The 19012-nt window shown below is 41.0% G+C and carries 15 protein-coding genes and 1 pseudogene; 9 read left to right on the forward strand and 7 right to left on the reverse strand.

Translation table 11 applies throughout. The features are described from left to right. The first annotated feature begins 27 nt into the window (after positions 1-27). The 5 genes and pseudogenes from B9T38_RS15000 to B9T38_RS15020 all read left to right on the forward strand — a co-directional run bounded on the left by B9T38_RS15000 (position 28) and on the right by B9T38_RS15020 (position 3739). A pseudogene (locus B9T38_RS15000) lies at positions 28-398 on the forward strand (DDE-type integrase/transposase/recombinase). 102 nt (positions 399-500) lie between these two features. Next, positions 501-818 (forward strand): hypothetical protein, encoded by a 318-nt coding sequence (locus B9T38_RS17065; protein WP_251992257.1) that lies wholly within the window; start codon positions 501-503, stop codon positions 816-818. A 441-nt stretch (positions 819-1259) separates the two neighbouring features. Continuing rightward, entirely contained in the window at positions 1260-1751 is a 492-nt protein-coding gene (locus tag B9T38_RS15010; RefSeq protein WP_086197561.1) for a macro domain-containing protein, read from the forward strand. 308 nt (positions 1752-2059) lie between these two features. Continuing rightward, a complete protein-coding gene (locus B9T38_RS15015; protein WP_086197562.1) occupies positions 2060-3583 on the forward strand; it encodes a cryptochrome/photolyase family protein in 1524 nt (507 codons plus the stop codon). Positions 3584-3586: 3 nt separating this feature from the next. After that, positions 3587-3739 carry a DUF2256 domain-containing protein gene (locus tag B9T38_RS15020; protein ID WP_086197563.1) on the forward strand — a complete coding sequence of 51 codons (153 nt, stop codon included), beginning with the start codon at positions 3587-3589 and terminating at the stop codon, positions 3737-3739. On the opposite strand, the gene B9T38_RS15025 is transcribed toward B9T38_RS15020, so the two are convergent. Further along, complete coding sequence (locus B9T38_RS15025; RefSeq protein WP_373423530.1) at positions 3736-3987, reverse strand: TIGR03643 family protein; 252 nt, start codon at positions 3985-3987, stop codon at positions 3736-3738. The two genes, B9T38_RS15020 and B9T38_RS15025, sit on opposite strands and share 4 nt — an antisense overlap. A 301-nt stretch (positions 3988-4288) precedes the next feature. Here B9T38_RS15025 and B9T38_RS15030 point away from each other — a divergent pair, with 301 nt between their 5' ends. Both B9T38_RS15030 and B9T38_RS15035 read left to right on the forward strand, forming a co-directional pair. Next, positions 4289-5866 carry a Na/Pi cotransporter family protein gene (locus tag B9T38_RS15030; protein WP_086197564.1) on the forward strand — a complete coding sequence of 526 codons (1578 nt, stop codon included), beginning with the start codon at positions 4289-4291 and terminating at the stop codon, positions 5864-5866. 407 nt (positions 5867-6273) lie between these two features. Beyond that, positions 6274-6456: a hypothetical protein gene (locus B9T38_RS15035; RefSeq protein ID WP_086197565.1), complete on the forward strand. Its 183-nt coding sequence runs from the start codon at positions 6274-6276 to the stop codon at positions 6454-6456. 202 nt (positions 6457-6658) lie between these two features. Here the strand turns inward: B9T38_RS15035 and B9T38_RS15040 are convergent, their stop codons facing one another. From B9T38_RS15040 to B9T38_RS15065, 6 genes are all read right to left on the reverse strand, one after another. Beyond that, complete coding sequence (locus B9T38_RS15040) at positions 6659-8557, reverse strand: bifunctional metallophosphatase/5'-nucleotidase (protein ID WP_502687121.1); 1899 nt, start codon at positions 8555-8557, stop codon at positions 6659-6661. 252 nt (positions 8558-8809) lie between these two features. Beyond that, positions 8810-11269: an ExeM/NucH family extracellular endonuclease gene (locus B9T38_RS15045; RefSeq protein ID WP_086197566.1), complete on the reverse strand. Its 2460-nt coding sequence runs from the start codon at positions 11267-11269 to the stop codon at positions 8810-8812. A 335-nt stretch (positions 11270-11604) separates the two neighbouring features. Next, a complete protein-coding gene (locus B9T38_RS15050) occupies positions 11605-12783 on the reverse strand; it encodes an acetyl-CoA C-acetyltransferase (protein ID WP_086197567.1) in 1179 nt (392 codons plus the stop codon). A gap of 81 nt (positions 12784-12864) precedes the next feature. Then, positions 12865-14634 (reverse strand): class I poly(R)-hydroxyalkanoic acid synthase, encoded by a 1770-nt coding sequence (gene phaC / locus B9T38_RS15055; protein WP_086197568.1) that lies wholly within the window; start codon positions 14632-14634, stop codon positions 12865-12867. 122 nt (positions 14635-14756) lie between these two features. Continuing rightward, on the reverse strand, positions 14757-15101 hold the full coding sequence (locus tag B9T38_RS15060; RefSeq protein ID WP_086197569.1) for a phasin family protein: 345 nt from the start codon (positions 15099-15101) through the stop codon (positions 14757-14759). Positions 15102-15186: 85 nt separating this feature from the next. Then, the gene (locus B9T38_RS15065) at positions 15187-15933 is read right to left on the reverse strand and encodes a beta-ketoacyl-ACP reductase (RefSeq protein ID WP_086197570.1); all 747 of its coding nucleotides are present in this window, start codon (positions 15931-15933) and stop codon (positions 15187-15189) included. Between the two features lie 423 nt (positions 15934-16356). On the opposite strand from B9T38_RS15065, the gene ppk1 reads away from it, so the two are divergent. Further along, positions 16357-18435, forward strand: a complete 2079-nt coding sequence (gene ppk1 / locus B9T38_RS15070) for a polyphosphate kinase 1 (RefSeq protein ID WP_086197571.1) — start codon at positions 16357-16359, stop codon at positions 18433-18435. Between the two features lie 117 nt (positions 18436-18552). Next, on the forward strand, positions 18553-18780 hold the full coding sequence (locus B9T38_RS15075) for a hypothetical protein (RefSeq protein WP_086197572.1): 228 nt from the start codon (positions 18553-18555) through the stop codon (positions 18778-18780). Positions 18781-19012 lie beyond the last annotated feature (232 nt).

A 19012-nucleotide genomic window follows, 5' to 3' on the forward strand; every position in this document is an offset into this window, starting at 1 on the left:
AATCGTTTTTAGTTACAGGTTAAGCATATGAATCCCTTCCATCGTCGGCATTTTCAGGGCGAAATCATTTTTTTGGCTGTACGCTGGTATTGTAAATATGGCATTAGCTATCGTGAACATCAGGAAGTGCTTTATCACGGTTAAAACAGGAAGGAAAATGTCCGCCCACCCTTGAGCACAGGCAGATTAAATATCACAATAACGTGATTGAATGCGATCATGGTAAGTTAAAGCGCATCATTAGTGCCATGCTGGGGTTTAAATCCATGAAAACAGCTTACGCTACCATTAAGGGCATTGAGGTCATGCATGCACTACATAAAGGTCAGGCTTCGTCATTTTATTATGGGAATTTTCAGGGTGAAGTGTGTCTAATCAACAGGGTGTCTGGTCTCTAAGCTTTTTTTAAAGGGAGATCATCGATTCAGATTCCTATTTGCAACAGTGCCCAAAATAATGATGCTATAAGCTTTCTTCAATAAGATTAGATAGGGAAACAGATGCAGAATAAATCGGGTAGGGAATTACAAGTATTGGGGCAGCTCAGTAAGATTTTACTCACGGTTGCTCTGCTTTTTATTGCTTGGGTATGGTTGCTGCATTTTCCTTGGTCGTGGGTTTTGAATACAATGATTATGATGGAAATATTTGCCGTAGCTTTTGTACTGTTGTGCGAATATCAAGGTAGTGAGGTCAATGGAGCAAGTGGCTGGATTAGCTTTGCTTATTTGATCTTACATGCCTATGTAGCAGTGATTTTGGGAGTAATGCGCTTATTGCTTTGGTTATGGCAGTATGTGTTTGCTTATTTCTTTTGATGAGAGCTGCTTTAAAGAATTAATACGAGTATTCTTTTTTATAATTTTTGGCTGAATATTAGTAAAAATAATTAGCACAAACGTAAGCATCCAGTGAAACATAACTTTTTTCTTTCGGTTTAAAAACCCAATGATTCAATTATATTGCACTTAAGTCTAAGAACAAATGCAGCAGATATGAGACCCAGTTTCAGAAAAGAATGCTAAGCTGAATATAGCAACTTATAGGTTGATTTTTAAACCAATTTATTAATTTTTTGATGCTAATTTTTAATAAAAATGGGATTGCTCTACCTGTAAAATTATAACATAAATTTTTATAAAATTTATTAATTAGCAAAGACTTAGTGGTTATTAAATTAGATAGAAAAATAGCAATGACTAGCTAGAATGAATATAGAAGAGAAGTTTAACAAGACCATTAAAACAGGAGTCAAATCTATGATTTATGAAGTATCTGGAGATATTTTACTGAGTAATGCACGTGCAATTGCCCACGGTGTTGCACCAAATGATAACTTTGCAACAGGTTTAGCTTTAAGTCTGCGTGAATACTGGCCGGCCTTATACAAAGACTTCCGTAACTATTGCCATATTAATCACCCTAAAGCGGGAGAACAATGGACATGGGTGAATGCTGAAGGTCAACGTATCGTCAACCTGATGACACAAGAAGCGGCTTATGATAATGGTTCCAAACCAGGTAAAGCATCGACAGAATATGTCAACCGTACTTTGAAAAACTTAAAAGAGTTGATTGAAGAAGAGAAGATTGAAAGTTTAGCGTTACCACGTCTTGCAACAGGCGTTGGCAGTTTAGACTGGGAAGATGTACGCCCACTGATCTATAAGCACTTAGAAGACTTAAATATTCCAATTTATATCTATACTTTGTACCAAAAAGGCGTAAAAGCGGACGAACCAACTCATTAATTGTTCGCTTGTCTTGTGGAAATAAATTGTTCCCAAACTAATAAAATTGAGTGAGTCAATTTGATACCCCCTCTTTATATTTCATTCAGAGGGGGTATTTTTATGGGGGAATATTCAAAATCTGGATCTAGCAATAGCTTTTACGGGACTGTTCAGTCCTGAAACCTTTGAACAGAAATATTTTAAGAATTTAGAGGAATCGGTTGTCCACAATATTGTCTAGGATCACTTTACTGATCGATATTTTCACAAAAAATTGAAGTCACTATATTTAGACTACGCTATCTTTCACGGGTTCTGAGATCAGTATGCGTTTCGGTTTAATTCTGGGTGACCAGCTTCATCATCAGCTTGCTACACTCAAGGCGCTGGACCGTACCCGGGATGTGATCCTGATGGCTGAAGTTGTTGAGGAAGTCACATATGTCAACCATCATCCGCAGAAAATTGCCCTGATTTTTAGTGCCATGCGTCATTTTGCCAAAGAGCTCAAAGCTGAAGGCTGGCGTGTACGTTATCACACCTTTCAACCTGCTAGTCCGATTCGTAGCCTGCTGGATTTCGTGCAGGCGCAGCAACAGCTATTTCCCGTCACAGAACTGGTGATAACCCACTGCGGTGAATACCGCTTGCAGCAGCAGATTGAACAGCACTGGAGCCAGCAGCTGCAACTGCCGGTACAGTGCCTGAATGATAACCGTTTTTTCTGTAGTCCAGAGCAGTTCCGGAAATGGGCCAGCCGCTACCAGACACTGCGTATGGAATATTTTTATCGGGAAATGCGCAAGCAGACCAGCTATTTGATGCAGGGACAGCAGCCTGTAGGACAACAGTGGAACTATGACAGTGCCAATCGCAAGGCCTGGTCAGGCAGTCCGCCATTGCCTACACCACTGCATTTTGAACGCGATCAGATTGATCTGGAGGTGCTGCAACTGGTTGAATACGAATTTCCCAATCACCCTGGCAGCCTTGACGATTTCCGCTGGGCCACCACACGTAGTAATGCCCTGCTTGCATTGCAGCATTTCATTGATCACAGTTTACCTTATTTTGGCGACTATCAGGATGCCATGGTTCAGGGGGCAGACACGCTGTTTCACAGCTTGCTCTCGCCTTATTTGAACTGCGGCCTGCTGCTGCCCAGAGAAGTCTGTGATGCAGCAGAAGCTGCCCACCATGCCGGTCATGCACCGTTAAATGCAGTGGAAGGTTTTATCCGGCAGATTCTCGGCTGGCGCGAATATGTCCGCGGGATTTACTGGCTGTACATGCCGGAATATGCCAACCGTAATGCACTGCAGCACTCAGCCCCACTGCCACAATTTTACTGGACCGGCCGTACCCGGATGAACTGTATGGCGGAGTGTTTCCGCAATACCTTTCAGCATGCCTATGCGCATCATATCCAGCGTCTGATGGTGACCGGCAATTTTGCCCTGTTAACTGGTGTAGACCCGGAGCAGATCAGCGAGTGGTATCTGGCCGTCTATGCCGATGCCTATGCATGGGTAGAACTGCCGAACACGCTGGGCATGGTGATGCATGCCGATGGAGGCTTGATGGCCAGCAAACCTTATGCGGCTTCGGGTAATTACATCCATAAGATGTCAGATTACTGCAAGCACTGTAGCTACAATGTCAAAACCCGTACCGAGCCGGACAGCTGTCCGTTTAACAGCCTGTACTGGTATTTCATGATCCGGCATGAAGCGATATTCCGCAATCATCCACGTATGGGCATGATCTATCAGCAGCTGGATAAACTTAAAGATCGGCAGCAGATTATAAGCCATGCCCAGCAGCTCCTTAGCCAGATCAATGAGTTATAAACGATGAAAAAACAGCATCTCCCTGAAAAAATATGTATCCACTGCTTGCGCCCTTTTACTTGGCGCAAAAAATGGCAACGCTGCTGGGAGGAAGTCAGATACTGTTCTGAACGATGTAAACGTGAGTCCAGACAGCGGCCAAAACAAAGTGCTTAGAAACGTTTATACTGCCGTGAACAATAGGCCCGAATGACATCGGGTGAACGCAGTTGCAGATGTTTGGTTTTTCGGCCGGTGACCCGTTCACGCCACATTTTAAAACTTGATGCTTTCATATTTTTCCGCATCAAGCGGATCACCGCCGCTTCATTCAAACCAAACTCACGCTGGATGGCTTCAAAAGGCGTTCGATCTTCCCAAGCCATTTCAATGATCCGTGACAGGTCCGCTCCTACATATTCAATTACTTGACGCACCACATACCCCTGATTGCTTTGATTTTTAAAATAAAAATTGAGCGATAAAATTTAAATTTATGTCTCTGTGTATTTTGGTCAGATCAAGCTGACCGACATCATTTTAAAAAAATGCAGATGAATATTTTGTGATTTTTTTACCTGGATTGTATTTTATTGCAGTGCTATCGGGCTTTTGAGCTCAACCCGTGATCAAAATCCCTATGACCAAATCCTATCCTCGGATTGTAGTTAATGACATCGCCTGGATCAGACGGTATGCTGATGCTAAAAACACCTTGGGAAAATTGTGCTCGAAGTTATTGCTCAGCTCTGTGGCGGTATTGGTTTATTCTTGATTGGCATGATTTTAATGACCGACAGTCTTAAGGACATGGCTGGTGAAACCTTACGGCTATGGCTGACCAAATTTACCGGAACACCGTTGAAATCACTATGTTCTGGTATTGGTCTGACCTTGATTGTCCAGTCTTCTACAGCGACGACGCTGGCGACTATCGGTTTTGTCGGAGCTGGAGTATTGAGTTTCTCCCAGGCGATTGGGGTGATTATAGGGGCCAATATCGGAACGACCAGTACCGGCTGGATGGTGGCTTTACTCGGGGTGAAATTTTCTATCACCACTTTTGCCTTACCTCTGATTGCTGTAGGTGCGTTGCTCAAATTATTAACACATGGGCGTTTGGCCTTATTCGGTTTTGCGCTTGCAGGTTTTGGCCTAATTTTCTTTGGGATTGAGCAATTACAGCTTGCGATGTCAGGTCTTGCTCAACAAGTCGATTTGTCCATTTTTCACTATGATTCATTCTGGCAGAAACTGTTTCTGGTCTGGATCGGACTGATCATGACGGTCTTGCTGCAGTCTTCCAGTGCCGCTATTGCCGCGACTTTAGCAGCTTTAGCCAGTACTGCGATTGATCTGCAGCAAGCCTTGTTACTGGTGATTGGACAAAATATCGGGACAGTGGCAACCGCAGTACTGGCTGTGATTGGCGGCTCGGTGAATGCCAAGCGGACTGCAGCGGTGCATGTGGTTTTTAATGTGGTCAGTGCGATATTTGCTTTCTTTTTGTTGATTCCCTTATTTAACTGGGCCTACCGTCATGTTCAATATATTGCTGAATGGGATGAAGTCGTCATTGTGGCAGCATTTCATACTTTATTTAGCTTAATCGGCGCATGTATTTTTATGCCCTTGATCCATCCCTTTAATCAGCTCATTTGTAAGTTTTTACCGCAGAAAAAGTCCGGTGCCCTAGAAATTCTGGATGAATCCAATCTGGACATTCCAAGTGTGGCCATCATTGCTGCAGAAAAAGTGACTTATCAAATCCTGATTCAGATGTTTGAGATATTACGTCGTGCATTTCAGGAAGGCGTCAATCTGAGCCCAAAACAATTACAACAATTAGATCAAGAGATTGAGTATCTAGAGGCGTATTTAGAAAAAATAGTCGTTCCAGAATATCAACAGGATAAACAGCGACTGACCTCTTTATTAAGGATGATGGTGTATATTCGGGTTCTACGCAGTGATCTGGAAGGTGTTCCCTATGCACTGGCTATTCGAACCCAACCACAGATTTATCAAGTGGCTTTAGATTTTTTAAATATTCTCGAGCATTATGTCAGCCATCCGGATTTTTTAGAAAATGCTGAAAAGATTGAGAATTTTAAGCAGGAAGTGACCAATCTCAAACAGTGGAGCGATGAGCATCGGACAGCCTTACGTGAGGAAGTGATGCAATATGCCACTTTGAACCGGCTGAGTGCAGCCAGAAGCTTAAAACTGCTGGCAGCAAAACGCTGGCTGGACCGATTAATTGCCCATACCAAAAGATTATCCAAGGTGCTAGCTGAACGTTAATGCCGAGAACAGTTCTTGAATGGTTTTTAGGTAGAGCGACAAGTGAAAATTGTGCTCAATCATGAAGGATGGGGTCATTTGGGGGGGACTCGACTATTCAAAATCGAGCTCAAGACTCATTCTGATCATGCGAATACGGTTCTGTCACGTCCCTGCTGTTTCCCATACATGGCCTGATCTGCCCTTTCGATGACGTTTTCCAGTGTTTCATCCTGCCCGACTGTGACGATGGCTATAGTCGCGGTGATAGATACGACTTCGCCATTTTTTAATAGTAAATATCTAGAGAACTTTGGTGCAACAAAGCCAATACAATATAAAACTATCTCTTTTTTTTGCGTCCGCGCATTCTAATTGGGTCGGTTAAACAATCGGTAATTTTATAATTTTTGAAAAGGATAAATAAAATGACCAAGCAACAGCACCCCAAAGATGAATCGGAATCTAAAAGAGCTGAAGAACAGACAAATCAAGAGGATCTTCAGCCACAAAAGAATCCTAAAGATAAATCTGATGAGCATGAAATGCATAAATCAAGTCACTATCATCAGCACCATGATACAACAAGCAATTATAAGCAACCTCATTGAGTAGGATTCTATTACAGTAGAAGACTGAAGATATTCAAAAATTTTAAAGACAAAACTGCACAATATTTTGGAGTATGCTCGCATACGATAAAAAATGGAAAAATTGACCAAGACCAGATTTGGAACTTGACTATAATGATTTACAGGCTCTACATGCTCCGAGTCAGTCATCATTCGGCTGACCCGGACTAATCAAGTCAGCTTATTCTTTATAAGTCTGCGTACTGTAGCGTTCAATAGCTAAGCGTTTCAACACTTTTTCATTTTTTGCATAATCCAAGAAGGCTTCAGCATAATCCAGTCCCACCTCTACACGTCGTTCACCGGTGATATTTTTAAAACTGCTATAAAAATCTTGACCATCTGCCAGAAAATTAATGGTAATCACCTGATAGGTCTGGTCTGGATTTAAAGCTTCATAAATTCCTTGTGCATTGTGAACTTTTAAGTTGGATATCCGTTGACCTTTGGTTTTGGATAAATCTACATCCCACTGCAGTCCACCCGCGTAGGGATAACTACCGGTATTGTTATTTACGACTGCATCCATCGCATCTTCAAGTACATTTTTAATTTCTAGCCCAGTCGCCTTCAATTGCACCAATGTGTTTTTAAATGGCAATACCGTATAAATTTTCTCTACAGAAATATCACCTTGGGGAATATCCACCCTGACACCACCGCCATTTTGGATCGAGATATCGGCATTAAAATACTTTTTACCTTGTTGCAAAAATGCTTCAGCCACGAGTTGTTGCACATCACCACCATGTTGGTTGGTAAAATCTGATTTATTACAGATGTCCCCTAAAGTGGAACGTGATGTATCTTTTGTCGTTCCGGGTACACGACGCAGGCATAGATTTTCTTGGGCATTCGCAACAATTTCCTTGCCCAATAAATTTTTAGCAACTTTATACGGTTCCAGGATAGCTAAAGCTGCAGTATTAGGTTGAACAATACGCAAGCTGTTACTGCTTTCAATATCTTTTTTAATCACATCTAATTCAGTAGTATTCAGGGCTGGAGCATCTTTAGCACTGCGCTTAAAATCATCTCCAATTAATACATTTGCTTTGCCGGTACATGCTTGCACTTTTCCGTTGGCATCAAAATTTACTTTTAATTGACCAACCACATAGGCATATTGCCATGCTTGTACAACACAAACCTGTTCACCATCTTTATTTTTTAGGGTTGTTGGGTAGTTGCCTTCTGGACTCATTCCATAGTTTTTCAGCTTTGCATCTGCCAGCAAGGTATGTGAATCACCACCCACAATGACATCAACACCAGACAATTGTGCAGCCAGTGCTTTATCCATGCCATAGCCTAAATGAGACTGTACAATAATCTTATTAATGCCTTGTTGCTTGAGCTGATCAATATAGTTTTGTGCAGTGGTTAATTCATCTTTAAAAATGGTATCTGCATTCGGACGAGATGCATTCTTGGTTTTATCAGCAATCGTTAGACCGATTAAGCCAATTTTTTGCCCTTCTTTGTCCATAATGGTATAAGGTTTTACCAGATCAGTCTGGTAGAGTGCTGAGGTTTTTCCAAACTCGACATTGGCACTTAAAACTTGTGTTTTATTTTTACAGCGACCTTTATTATTCAAGAAACCAATAAATTTTTTTAAGCCTTCATCGGTATTATCAAATTCATGATTGCCTAATGTTAACGTATCGAAGCATACCGTATTCATGAGATCTGCTTCGGCTTCACCTTCTTTTAAAGTAAAGTACAAATCGCCAGTGATGGCATCTCCTGAATGAATTTTTATCGGGTTTTTCTCCGTACTGGCTAGGCTATTCATCAGTGCCGCAACTCGTGCAAATCCGCCATTTGAAACCTGGATTGGCTCGCGATTACCTACAGAGGTTTCCAGCAGTAATTTGGTACTTTCTTCATCCAAATGTGAATGGCTGTCGTTAATATGCAATACATTTACTTCCAGCGGTTCAGATTGAATGATAGGCGTTATACTGGTACTGTCTTTAGTATCATTATTACACCCTGCTAAAAATATACTGGAAACGAATAGACTGCATGTGATACTTGAATATTGAATGCTTCTATTTTTAAAGGTCATAGCCATACCATTTTGATCATAATTTAATCATAAATAATGTGGGACTATTGTTTAAAATTCATGAATTTAGCTATTTTCCGCACAATAAAATAAGGAGAAATTTTATATTTCTCCTTATCGATTAAATCAACAAAAAAATTCTAAAGATCCTAGCATAGAGCTATTATCGAAACCTATCATTTAAGAATGTCTTGATGTGCTCAGCAATTCAGCCATCCGCTATATGTCTTCAGTTTTTTAAATTGATACTTTATTCAATCAACTCAATTTACGTCTGCGTAGAGTGGAAACTAAAACAAGCCCGGCTAATGCAAAAATTGACCATACTCCCATGCTGCCACCACTTATTTCAGTGCTATCAGGAGTGTTTGCTACATTCTCATTGAGGTCCATATCGACAATCACAGGATCATGATCGGAAGAACGGAATGCATTATCGCTATAGAATGCTGTGATTTGCTCTTGTGTTTTATATTCTTCATTATAATCTAAAGCTGTCGGCTCATCCGCATTGATGTGCCATGCAAAAGCACGCTTCACCCTTGGGTATAAGTTCGCATCGGCAATGGCATGATCTAAGTTTCCTGAACCGCCATTGCCATTAGTATCACTGGCTACGCCAAAAATATAACTATAGGCTGCTTTACCCTGACCAATTTTTTCATCATTTAGCAAAACCTTATAATTGGCTTTTTCAAATGCCAATATTGGGTCTTCTTTAGCGTAACTATTCATGTCACCGACCAGTAAATAATTGGGGTTATTCACTTTGGTCGGATTCGTTGCAATCCACTGCATCAATTTTTGTACTGCTGTTAAACGTGTCGCGTTCCAACAGCCCTGTCCATCACCTTGATCAGCATCTAACGAAGTTTTATCATCAGGACAACTGCCTTTAGATTTCAAATGATTCGGTATAATCGTAAAAATTTTCCCGCCAGATAAAGACTGGAAGCTTTGTGCCATCGTTACCCGGTTCTTTTGAGTCTGATCATCATAGACCGCGGGTTCTCCCACGGTTTTAACGCGCTTACTGTTATAAATAATAGCCACAGCAATTGCATCTGTACCCAGTTTGGTCATCTTCGGTGGAATGATATATTTCCAATCGGCACCTAAAGCTTTGCTGAGGTAAGCGACTGCACTTTTCTCATCATAGCCATTGTTTGCAATTTCCATTAATCCATAAACATCTGCATCAATCGCTTTCAAAGCAGTCACGATTTTCTGATGCTGTTTGTTAAACTCGGATTGTGAGGTTGCACCGCGTTCCGTAGGAAAACCTTGGGTGGTACCATTATCATAATTCAATACATTAAAAGCAGCGGCACGAATTTGTCTGGACTCTTTTGCGGGTACTGTTGTTCTTAAATTTGAGTCTTTAATGATTTCAGGCTGTGTTTTATTTAAAATAGGTTGAATACGCCATGTATTAAAGCGATATTCCAGAATCCCTTCAACATTTTTCAACTGATAGCCACTTCTTAAAGTGTTTAATGCATTAAAGTTTTGCGGCAGCCATGGGGTTCTATTTTGATTGTTATAACCATCATCCAGGATAATTTTTGACAATAAATTTTGTTTGGCCAAATTGACGGCTTCAAGTGATTTTGCTGGATATAAATTGGTTGGAATATATAAGCGCCCCAAGCTTAAGGATAGCTCACCATATCGCCCATAATTATAATTTTCACTAATGGTTAAAGTCTGCGGTATTTTGACCAGCATCCCTTGATATCGTTTAGGGCTATGACCTTCTGCATCCGTCAAACTTGAGAAGGGCAATTGTAAAGGAGTGGCGCTAACCAGATTTTCAGCTTGTTGATTACAGGTTTGAATATTACTGCTGAGTTGATCGATCTGTAGCTGGTTCTGATAAGAAGTAAGACGACCTTTAAAAATAACCTCTTCACCTACTTTTCCACCAGTCACTGTACTACTTGCGGGTAAATATACAAAAATGGCGTTGCTTAAGCCAAGTTTAGCTTTACTGTCTGGGGATTGAATATAAAACCCGGAAAAACCATTTTGGTAACGATAATCAGCAGTGATGACTCCACGAACGATATATTGCTGATTGAGTGCAGCGGTTTGTAAGTCTGCAATTGGCGTATCGGCCGTACTGCAACTGATTTCAGCCAAGGTAGATTCAGTATTGACTGCACCTAAGTAACTGTTGAATGCATTTCGTTCAGACCATTTAGACCATTGGCTTTCTAACTCAAATGCTGCTGCAGGATCGATCGAAGTGACATTATTTGAAGTTTTAGTACGTGACAAACTATTTTGATAACTACTAAAACTGACTCCCCAACCAGTGCCTGGATCTTCCCCCACTCGACCAAAACGATCTATTGGCGTACCTTTATACAGCAGGACAAGTGCATCATCCCCATTAAAAGAAAGTCCTGCAACCTGATCAACTTTAGAACCAATTTCCGTCTGTAATTCTGAGCGACCAATAACGTATTTTGTTTTGCTTGCCAATGTACCTTGTAATGGAAAAGCTGCTGACTTAGTGGTTGATCCATTGCTAAATTGCTGAATTTCATAATCTGCTAAATTTACTGTACTACCATCAGGATTATAAATTTCTAATCCTTTACGGTTAGAGGAACCATCAATATATTGACTGAACATGAGTTGTGCATAACTTGGAAACGAACAGCCTAATAAAGCCAAGCTGAGACATAAGGTATGTGGTTTTAAAGTCTTCATATTTTTTAATGTTTGTTAAAATTTTGATTAGACTAATTTTTGTACATTACATCGTTATGAATGATTGATGACAGTTTTGCTAGAAAAATATAAGATGCTGTTTTAATTCAGTAAGTATCGGTTAAAGCACCTCCTAAATAATCGATACAATTAGCTTGATGTAAGTCCCCACATAGTATTTTTAAGTGGGGACTTAGTAAATGATCATAAATTTTTAGCAGCGATCCCTGTTGCTAAAAAGTGACTAACATACAGCACTCAGTTCAAAATCGGTTCGGGACATCTAGGCTTGAAAATCTTTATGCAACAAAGCTTCTCGCAATCAGAAATAATGTTTAAAGTCGCTCAATTGCTAATGCAACGCCCATTCCACCACCAATACATAAGGTCGCCAGTCCTTTTTTCTTTTCACTGCGTTGCATTTCATGTAACAGCGTGACCAGAATTCGACAGCCTGAGGCTCCAATTGGATGGCCTAAGGCAATAGCTCCACCGTTGACATTGACCTTTTCCATATTGAGGCCCAGTTCTTTCGACACTCCTAAAGCTTGTGCGGCAAAGGCTTCATTGGCTTCTACCAGATCAACCTCGTCCAAAGACCAGCTTGCTTTTTCTAATGTTTTTCTCACAGCATTTACCGGACCGAGTCCCATCACTTCCGGCTCAATACCCGACAGGCTATAGGCTTTAATTTTTGCTAGTGGCTGTAAACCAAGCTCTGCTGCTTTATCGGCACTCATCACCAATACGGCTGCTGCGCCATCATTAATCCCTGAGGCATTACCTGCAGTCACCGTTCCATCCTTTTTAAAGGCTGGACGCAGCTTAGCTAAACTTTGTTGATTCGTTTCGGGTTTGATATATTCATCACGATCAAAAACTAGCGGATCACCTTTACGTTGTGGCACTTGCACTGGCACAATTTCTGCGTCAAATTTCCCTTCCACCTGTGCTTTAACTGCACGCTGCTGAGAAGATAGTGCCAAAGCATCCTGATCTTCACGGCTAATCGACAGTTTTTCCACAATATTCTCAGCAGTCATTCCCATGTGATACTGGTTATACACATCGGTCAGACCATCATAGACCATGCTATCCACCAATTGCGCATTGCCCATCTTCTGTCCGTTACGCATCTGGATAATATGGGCACTTTGTGACATCGACTCCTGCCCCCCTGCCACGACAATATCGGCTTCACCAGTGGCAATGGCCTGTGCGGCCAAATGAACAGCGCGCAGTCCAGAACCACACACCACATTCAAGGTCGAAGCGGGTACTGAAACCGGAATACCCGCTGCAATTGCCGCCTGACGTGCCGGATTTTGTCCCACACCTGCAGTCAACACATTCCCCATAATGACCTGATCTACCTGTTCTGGCTTTATTCCGGCAGCGTCTAATACCGCAGCAATCACTACCTTTCCTAACTGCGGTGCACTGACGCTAGCCAGGCCACCCAAAAAACTTCCAATCGCGGTACGTTTTGCGGCAACAATCACAACTTGTTTCATTTTATTTCCTATTTTTTAACGCATGTCTTGCTTGATACTCCTGCCCCCATACGATTGGCCGGCAGTGAGAATACCTAAATGCTAAAACAGACTGACCTGTACATAACTGCCCGGTGCAGCTTCCTTGACAGGATAAGTTGCACTACCTAATGTACGCGCTGGAACCTGATCGCCGGTATAAGGTGCGATCCATTCCTGCCAGCGTAACCACCAGGATTCTGGATGGAACTGGGCATCTGCCAGCCACTGTTTCGGGTTTTCATAAGGTATATTATTGGTATAACAGCCATACTTGTTGCGGTTTGGCGGATTGACAATGCCTGCCACATGTCCAGATTCGCCGAGGACCAACGTGCTTTCACCCGCCAGATAGGTAGATCCTTTAAAGCACGTATCCCATAGTGCAATATGATCTTCCTGTGTCGAGATAAAAAAGTTCGGTGTTTTCACTTTCGACAGGTTTAAACCCACACCATTGACCTTGATCTTATTCGGCTGAATCAGTTCGTTATTCAGGTACAGATTGCGTACCAGGAAATTGTGCACATGTGCGGCAATGTTGGTGCCATCACTATTCCAGTACAAAATATCAAAGTCAGACGGATGCTTGCCCTTCAGGTAATTTTCAATGTAATAGTTCCAGTACAGGGTATTTTCACGTAACAGACTAAAGGTCACCGCCAACATACGGCCATCAAAATAGCCCACCTGTTGATTCAAAGTTTCAATCCCTTGAATGACCGGCTCATTAATAAAAGCACCCAAACTGCCTGGATTGTCAAAGTCCAACATGGTTGCCAGATAGGTGGCACTCTTGACGTGATTCTTCAGACGTTTCGCCACATAGTACGCCTGCGTCGCAGCAAGCACCGCTCCACCGATACAATAGCCAATGGCATTGACCTCTTTTTCTCCGGTCATTTCCTCAATGACACGCATTGCCTCAACCGTACCGGAGGTAATCAGGTCCTCAAAGCGCATGTCCTTTTGTTCAGCTCCCGGATTACGCCAGGACATTAAAAATACCGTGTGCCCTTGCTGACGTAACCAGTTCACAAAAGAATTCTGCTCACGCAAATCCAGAATATAGTATTTATTAATAAAAGGCGGGATGAGCAAAATAGGCGTCTGATATACAGTTTCAGTGGTCGCTTCATACTGTAACAATTGAAAAACCGGATTTTCAAAGACCACCGCACCCGGCGTATAGGCCAGATCTTTTCCTAAACGGAACGAGTCATTATTGACCATGCGTACGGACAGATATTTACTGCTGTTCATGATATCGTCATGGAAAATTTCCATGCCACGCACCAGATTTTGCCCGTGTTCCTGTACCGTCTGATGAATCACTTCCGGATTGGTCCACAAGAAATTGCCGGGAGAAAAGGCATTCACCATTTGGCGGGTGAAAAAGTGGATACGCTGGCGGACTTTATCTGGGATGCCTTCGACCTCATCCAGCATTTCTTGTACCAATTGACTGAAATGCAGATAAGACTGGGTCAAGAGATCGTAATTGGGTTCTTGCCAAAGTGTATCCTTGAAACGGCGATCACCCGGCTCAGGTTTCACGAGAGGCTGAATATCCTTGTTCACACTGCGCAGCATGATATTTTGGTAAATCTGCATCTGACCGATCCACCATTTGCTCTGCATCTCGATCAAGCGTGCCGGATTTTTGGTTAATGCCTGAAAGAACAGGTTCATATCTTCACTGTTGACTTTGCTCAATGCATCATTGAGCGGATTATCACCATAGTAAAATTCTTGCACTTTCTTCCAGATTTCTTCATGGACATCGAAAAAACGCTGGACGTTCTGATTAAACTGAAAAAGATTCTGCTGCATTTGCACCACTCCGCATACTGGGTCATTCCTCACTTTCCTATCAGGAATGGAATCGAAAAACGGGGAAGTGATCTCCACTTCCCCGCTCGCTAGTCTTCAATCTTCATTAGGACTGTTAACCGTTATTTATTGTTCGGCATCGATTCGCTAACTAACTTGTCAAACTCGGCTTTAAATTCAGTGGCCAAGCTTGCCAGTTTTTGGCCATCATCAATCATTTGCTGGCTGAGTTTGCTCATGGTTTCCACTTGCTTCATGCCACAATTGATCATACTTTGCATGTCTTTGACTTCACTGTTGGCAAAGACTTGCGACAAGGTAATATCGGCATAATGACGTGCAGCATTGAGTTGTAAATTGGTCAGATCCGCAAAATTTTTTGCCACCAGACTGTTAAATTTTGCATAAGGTTCAAACATATTTTTGTACTGAGCATTCATGTTTGAAAAGATATCGCCATATAGCATGTGTATTACTCCATTGATTTATAGTACTTAAAATTTAGTTATTGTTAAAAAATAAATGAAAAAACTGGCTCAGTGAGCACAGGACTTATTGCATGTATAAACCGCCATTGATCGATAAGGTTTCACCCGTAATATAGGTGCCATACTCACCGACCAGATACATGACAGCCGCTGCAATTTCTTCAGGCTGGGCAAGACGCTGCAAAGGAATCTGGTCTTCAATACTTTTTACGACCTCTTCCCGCATGGCAGTCACCATCGGTGTTGCCGTATAGCCCGGGGCTACAACATTCACGCAAACATTGGAACGTGCACCTTCCTGAGCCAGAGCCTTGGTAAAACCGATCATGCCCGCTTTTGCGGCTGAATAATTCGCTTGACCAAACTGTCCTTTCAGACCATTGACCGAACTAATATTGACAATGCGTCCCTGCTTTTGCTCCAGCATTTTATTAAAGACTGGATGGGTCACGGTAAATAGTGTCTTTAAATTGGTATCGATTACCTGTGACCACTGTTCAAAGGACATTTTCTTAAATGTTGCATCGCGTGTGATGCCGGCATTATTCACCAACACATCTACGCGACCTTCAGCCTGTATCGCATCCTGGATCGCGCTCGTCGCATCAGCATGATGGGTCAGATCGGTTAAGACAAAACGGACATCTTCCTGTTGGAATCCCTCACTTTTTAACCACTGCTTTTCACGGTCTTCCTCTCGAGGCACAACCGTTGCAATCACTTTATAATTTGCCTTTACCAGCTGACGACAAATCTCACTACCAATACCACCGAGTGCCCCTGTCACAAATGCGACTTTTCTTTCGGACATATCTTTACCTTTAGCAAATCGAAAAAATGGTTGAGTGAATCCACAAAGATTCTTTGGAATCTGGACTTAAATTAACCCTTTCTATGTTAAGGCTCGATTACAGACGATCGATTTTTTATGAGCAAATGTAAATGGCTCTAGGTTTGAGTAACTGCAAAAAAGAAAAATTAAATAAATAATGCAAAAAAATCACTAAAAAGTATAAATAACATACGCTTAAATAATATATAAGGTATAATTTAACAAATCTGTAATGTAATTTCCGCAGACTGTTAAAGTTGAATAGAATTCAATTTTAGCCTTTTATTAATACAATAATTTTCTTATTTAATGTACTGAAAATCAGTTTGTCTCATTTAAGGGTTTTATGAATGTTTATTCAATTGATTTGAACCTTGTTATCTAATGATATAAGAGCCATAAATGACTGCTTTAAGTGTGCCTTCAAATTCTTCCATACATACATTAAAAACTTATATTAATCGGGACCTTTCCTTACTTGAATTTCATAAGCGAGTATTGGCACAGGCGAAAGATACTGAATATCCTTTACTTGAACGACTCAATTTTTTAATTATTTTTTCACGAAATCTAGATGAATTTTTTGAAATACGTGTCGCGAGTTTGATACAGCAATTTGAGCTGTCTAGCCATAATAAGACCCGTCCGGATAATTTATTCATCTCAGAAATACTGACGACGATTTCTAAGCTTGCACATGAGGCCGTTGAGGAACAGTATAAAATACTGAACTATAATATCCTGCCACAACTGCAAGGCAATGGAGTTAATTTTATTCAGCATGGTGATATCCTTCAAAAACATAAAGCATGGATTAAAGATTATTTTCATCATGAAGTTCAACCTGTTGTAACCCCCATCAGTCTAGACCCCGCACACCCTTTTCCTCGTTTAGCCAATAAAAGCTTAAACTTTATTGTCACTTTGGAAGGCAACGATGCCTTTGGACGAAAAATTGATTTAGCGATTGTTCCTGCCCCTCGATCATTGCCAAGATTAGTTAAATTACCCACGCATGTTTCTGGTGAGGCTGAGCACTACATTTTACTTTCCGCGATCATTCAGCAACATATTCATGAATTATTTCCAGGAGTGATCACCACGGGGTGTTATCAATTCCGGGTAACACGAAATGCTGACCTCACCGTATCAGAGGATGTAGAAGATTTAGCGATTGCTTTAAAAGGGGAACTCTCATCCCGGCGTTTTGGTCGCGCTGTCAGACTCGAAGTAAATAAAGCGTGTCCAGAGATGATTACTGATTATTTACTGGAACAATTTGATCTTGATCAAGATCAGCTCTATCTGGTGAATGGTCCTGTTAACCTGGCTCGTTTTATATCGAACTTTAATTTACCCGAGTTACGTTTCCCTCCCTATGTACAAAAATTACCAAAAGGGTTGTATAGTAAAAAATCGATATTTGAGGTATTAAAAACCGAAGATGTCTTATTACACCACCCTTTTCACTCTTTCGCTCCGGTCATTAAGTTGCTGAAAGAGGCAGCCCGTGATCCACATGTGTTGGCTATAAAACAAACACTTTATCGCAGTGGTGTAGATTCTGAAATTGTGCAAGTCCTTGCTGAAGCGGCACGGAACGGTAAGGAAGTCACAGCCGTGATTGAATTACGTGCACGCTTTGATGAAGAGTCAAATATCGAAGTTGCCAATGTATTACAAGAAGCTGGCGCAGTTGTCGTATATGGGATTGTCGGCTATAAGACTCATGCCAAAATGATTCTGATCGTGCGTCGTGAAATAGACAAAATTAAACGTTATGTTCATTTAGGTACAGGTAACTATCATGCGACCAATGCCAAAATCTATACCGATTATGGCTTACTTACCAGTGATGCTGATATTTGTGAAGATGTACATAAAATCTTTCAAGAATTAACTGGTATGGGAAAAACCATAAAGCTGGAAAAACTTTTTCACGCGCCATTTACCCTTCACTCACAATTACTTGAACTCATACAGCAGGAAATTAAAAATAGTAAAGCAGGAAAAAAAGCGCAGATCATTATTAAAGTCAATGCATTAACTGAACCGCAACTGATTCATGAACTTTATCAAGCATCACAAGCGGGTGTACAAATCGATTTAATCGTTCGTTCAATTTGTTGCTTACGACCACAAGTTGCAGGGCTCTCCGACAATATTCGTGTACGTTCAATCGTCGGACGTTATTTGGAACATACTAGAGTGTATTATTTTTATAATGATGGTGACAGCAAACTGTATTGCGCCAGTGCGGATTGGATGGGACGTAATTTGTTTTCTCGCATCGAAACCTGTTTCCCGATCGAGAATAAAAAAATTCGCAAACAAATTCTTGAAGAAGGATTGAATAATTATCTCAAAGATAATCGGCGTGCATGGGAATTACACGCAGATGGAACCTGGATACAATGTCAGCCTGGTAGTGGACAACCAGTCTACATTGCCCAGCAACAATTAATGAATCAGATTTTTTAACGAAAATTTTTGAGTTATTGTATAAATGACAATCACTTGCAATGATTTAAATTCATTTTAACCAAATTGTAACAATCCAATCCTAAAGTAAAAATCAAGAGGGAATGAGTCAACTATATGAGCGATATCAGTGTTAAAAAGATCAACAAATTAATTGAACAGTTTGAACAAGCTGGCAATAAAACACAAGCGCTTGAAATAGGCTATAAAACGTATGCCATGCTTATGTCTGATCAGAAATTTGCGGATAAAGTGACCAAATCAGCAGAAAATGCCGAAGAGAGACTTTATAAAAAAATTAAAATCAAACTTATTCCAGAGAAACATCATTTTAAAATAAAGTAAGAAGTACAAAATTTTTAATAAACTTGTAAATTATTTTATCTTCATCGAGCGTAAGACCCCCACCGACAGTCAGGTGGGGGATATAAGCGAGTGGCGATAGCCATAAAAAATCAAATATCGCCTTTATTACAGTGCTTTATTTTGCTATAATTCACCCATATTAATTCTTTTGTAAACAATGATTTAATGAATATTTCACAACACTATAAATTTAGGCTTCTACCTAATAAAG

It is taken from the genome of Acinetobacter sp. ANC 4218, assembly GCF_002135245.1.
GTDB lineage: Bacteria > Pseudomonadota > Gammaproteobacteria > Pseudomonadales > Moraxellaceae > Acinetobacter.

What these genes read in the sequence shown, in the direction of transcription:
- B9T38_RS15015 (WP_086197562.1), top strand. Translation starts at nt 2,060, where the DNA reads ATGCGTTTCGGTTTAATTCTGGGTGACCAGCTTCATCATCAGCTTGCT.
- B9T38_RS15020 (WP_086197563.1), top strand. Translation starts at nt 3,587, where the DNA reads ATGAAAAAACAGCATCTCCCTGAAAAAATATGTATCCACTGCTTGCGC.
- phaC (WP_086197568.1), bottom strand. Translation starts at nt 14,634, where the DNA reads ATGCAGCAGAATCTTTTTCAGTTTAATCAGAACGTCCAGCGTTTTTTC.
- B9T38_RS15045 (WP_086197566.1), bottom strand. Translation starts at nt 11,269, where the DNA reads ATGAAGACTTTAAAACCACATACCTTATGTCTCAGCTTGGCTTTATTA.
- B9T38_RS17065 (WP_251992257.1), top strand. Translation starts at nt 501, where the DNA reads ATGCAGAATAAATCGGGTAGGGAATTACAAGTATTGGGGCAGCTCAGT.
- B9T38_RS15050 (WP_086197567.1), bottom strand. Translation starts at nt 12,783, where the DNA reads ATGAAACAAGTTGTGATTGTTGCCGCAAAACGTACCGCGATTGGAAGT.
- B9T38_RS15065 (WP_086197570.1), bottom strand. Translation starts at nt 15,933, where the DNA reads ATGTCCGAAAGAAAAGTCGCATTTGTGACAGGGGCACTCGGTGGTATT.
- B9T38_RS15010 (WP_086197561.1), top strand. Translation starts at nt 1,260, where the DNA reads ATGATTTATGAAGTATCTGGAGATATTTTACTGAGTAATGCACGTGCA.
- B9T38_RS15075 (WP_086197572.1), top strand. Translation starts at nt 18,553, where the DNA reads ATGAGCGATATCAGTGTTAAAAAGATCAACAAATTAATTGAACAGTTT.
- ppk1 (WP_086197571.1), top strand. Translation starts at nt 16,357, where the DNA reads ATGACTGCTTTAAGTGTGCCTTCAAATTCTTCCATACATACATTAAAA.
- B9T38_RS15035 (WP_086197565.1), top strand. Translation starts at nt 6,274, where the DNA reads ATGACCAAGCAACAGCACCCCAAAGATGAATCGGAATCTAAAAGAGCT.
- B9T38_RS15060 (WP_086197569.1), bottom strand. Translation starts at nt 15,101, where the DNA reads ATGCTATATGGCGATATCTTTTCAAACATGAATGCTCAGTACAAAAAT.
- B9T38_RS15040 (WP_502687121.1), bottom strand. Translation starts at nt 8,557, where the DNA reads ATGGCTATGACCTTTAAAAATAGAAGCATTCAATATTCAAGTATCACA.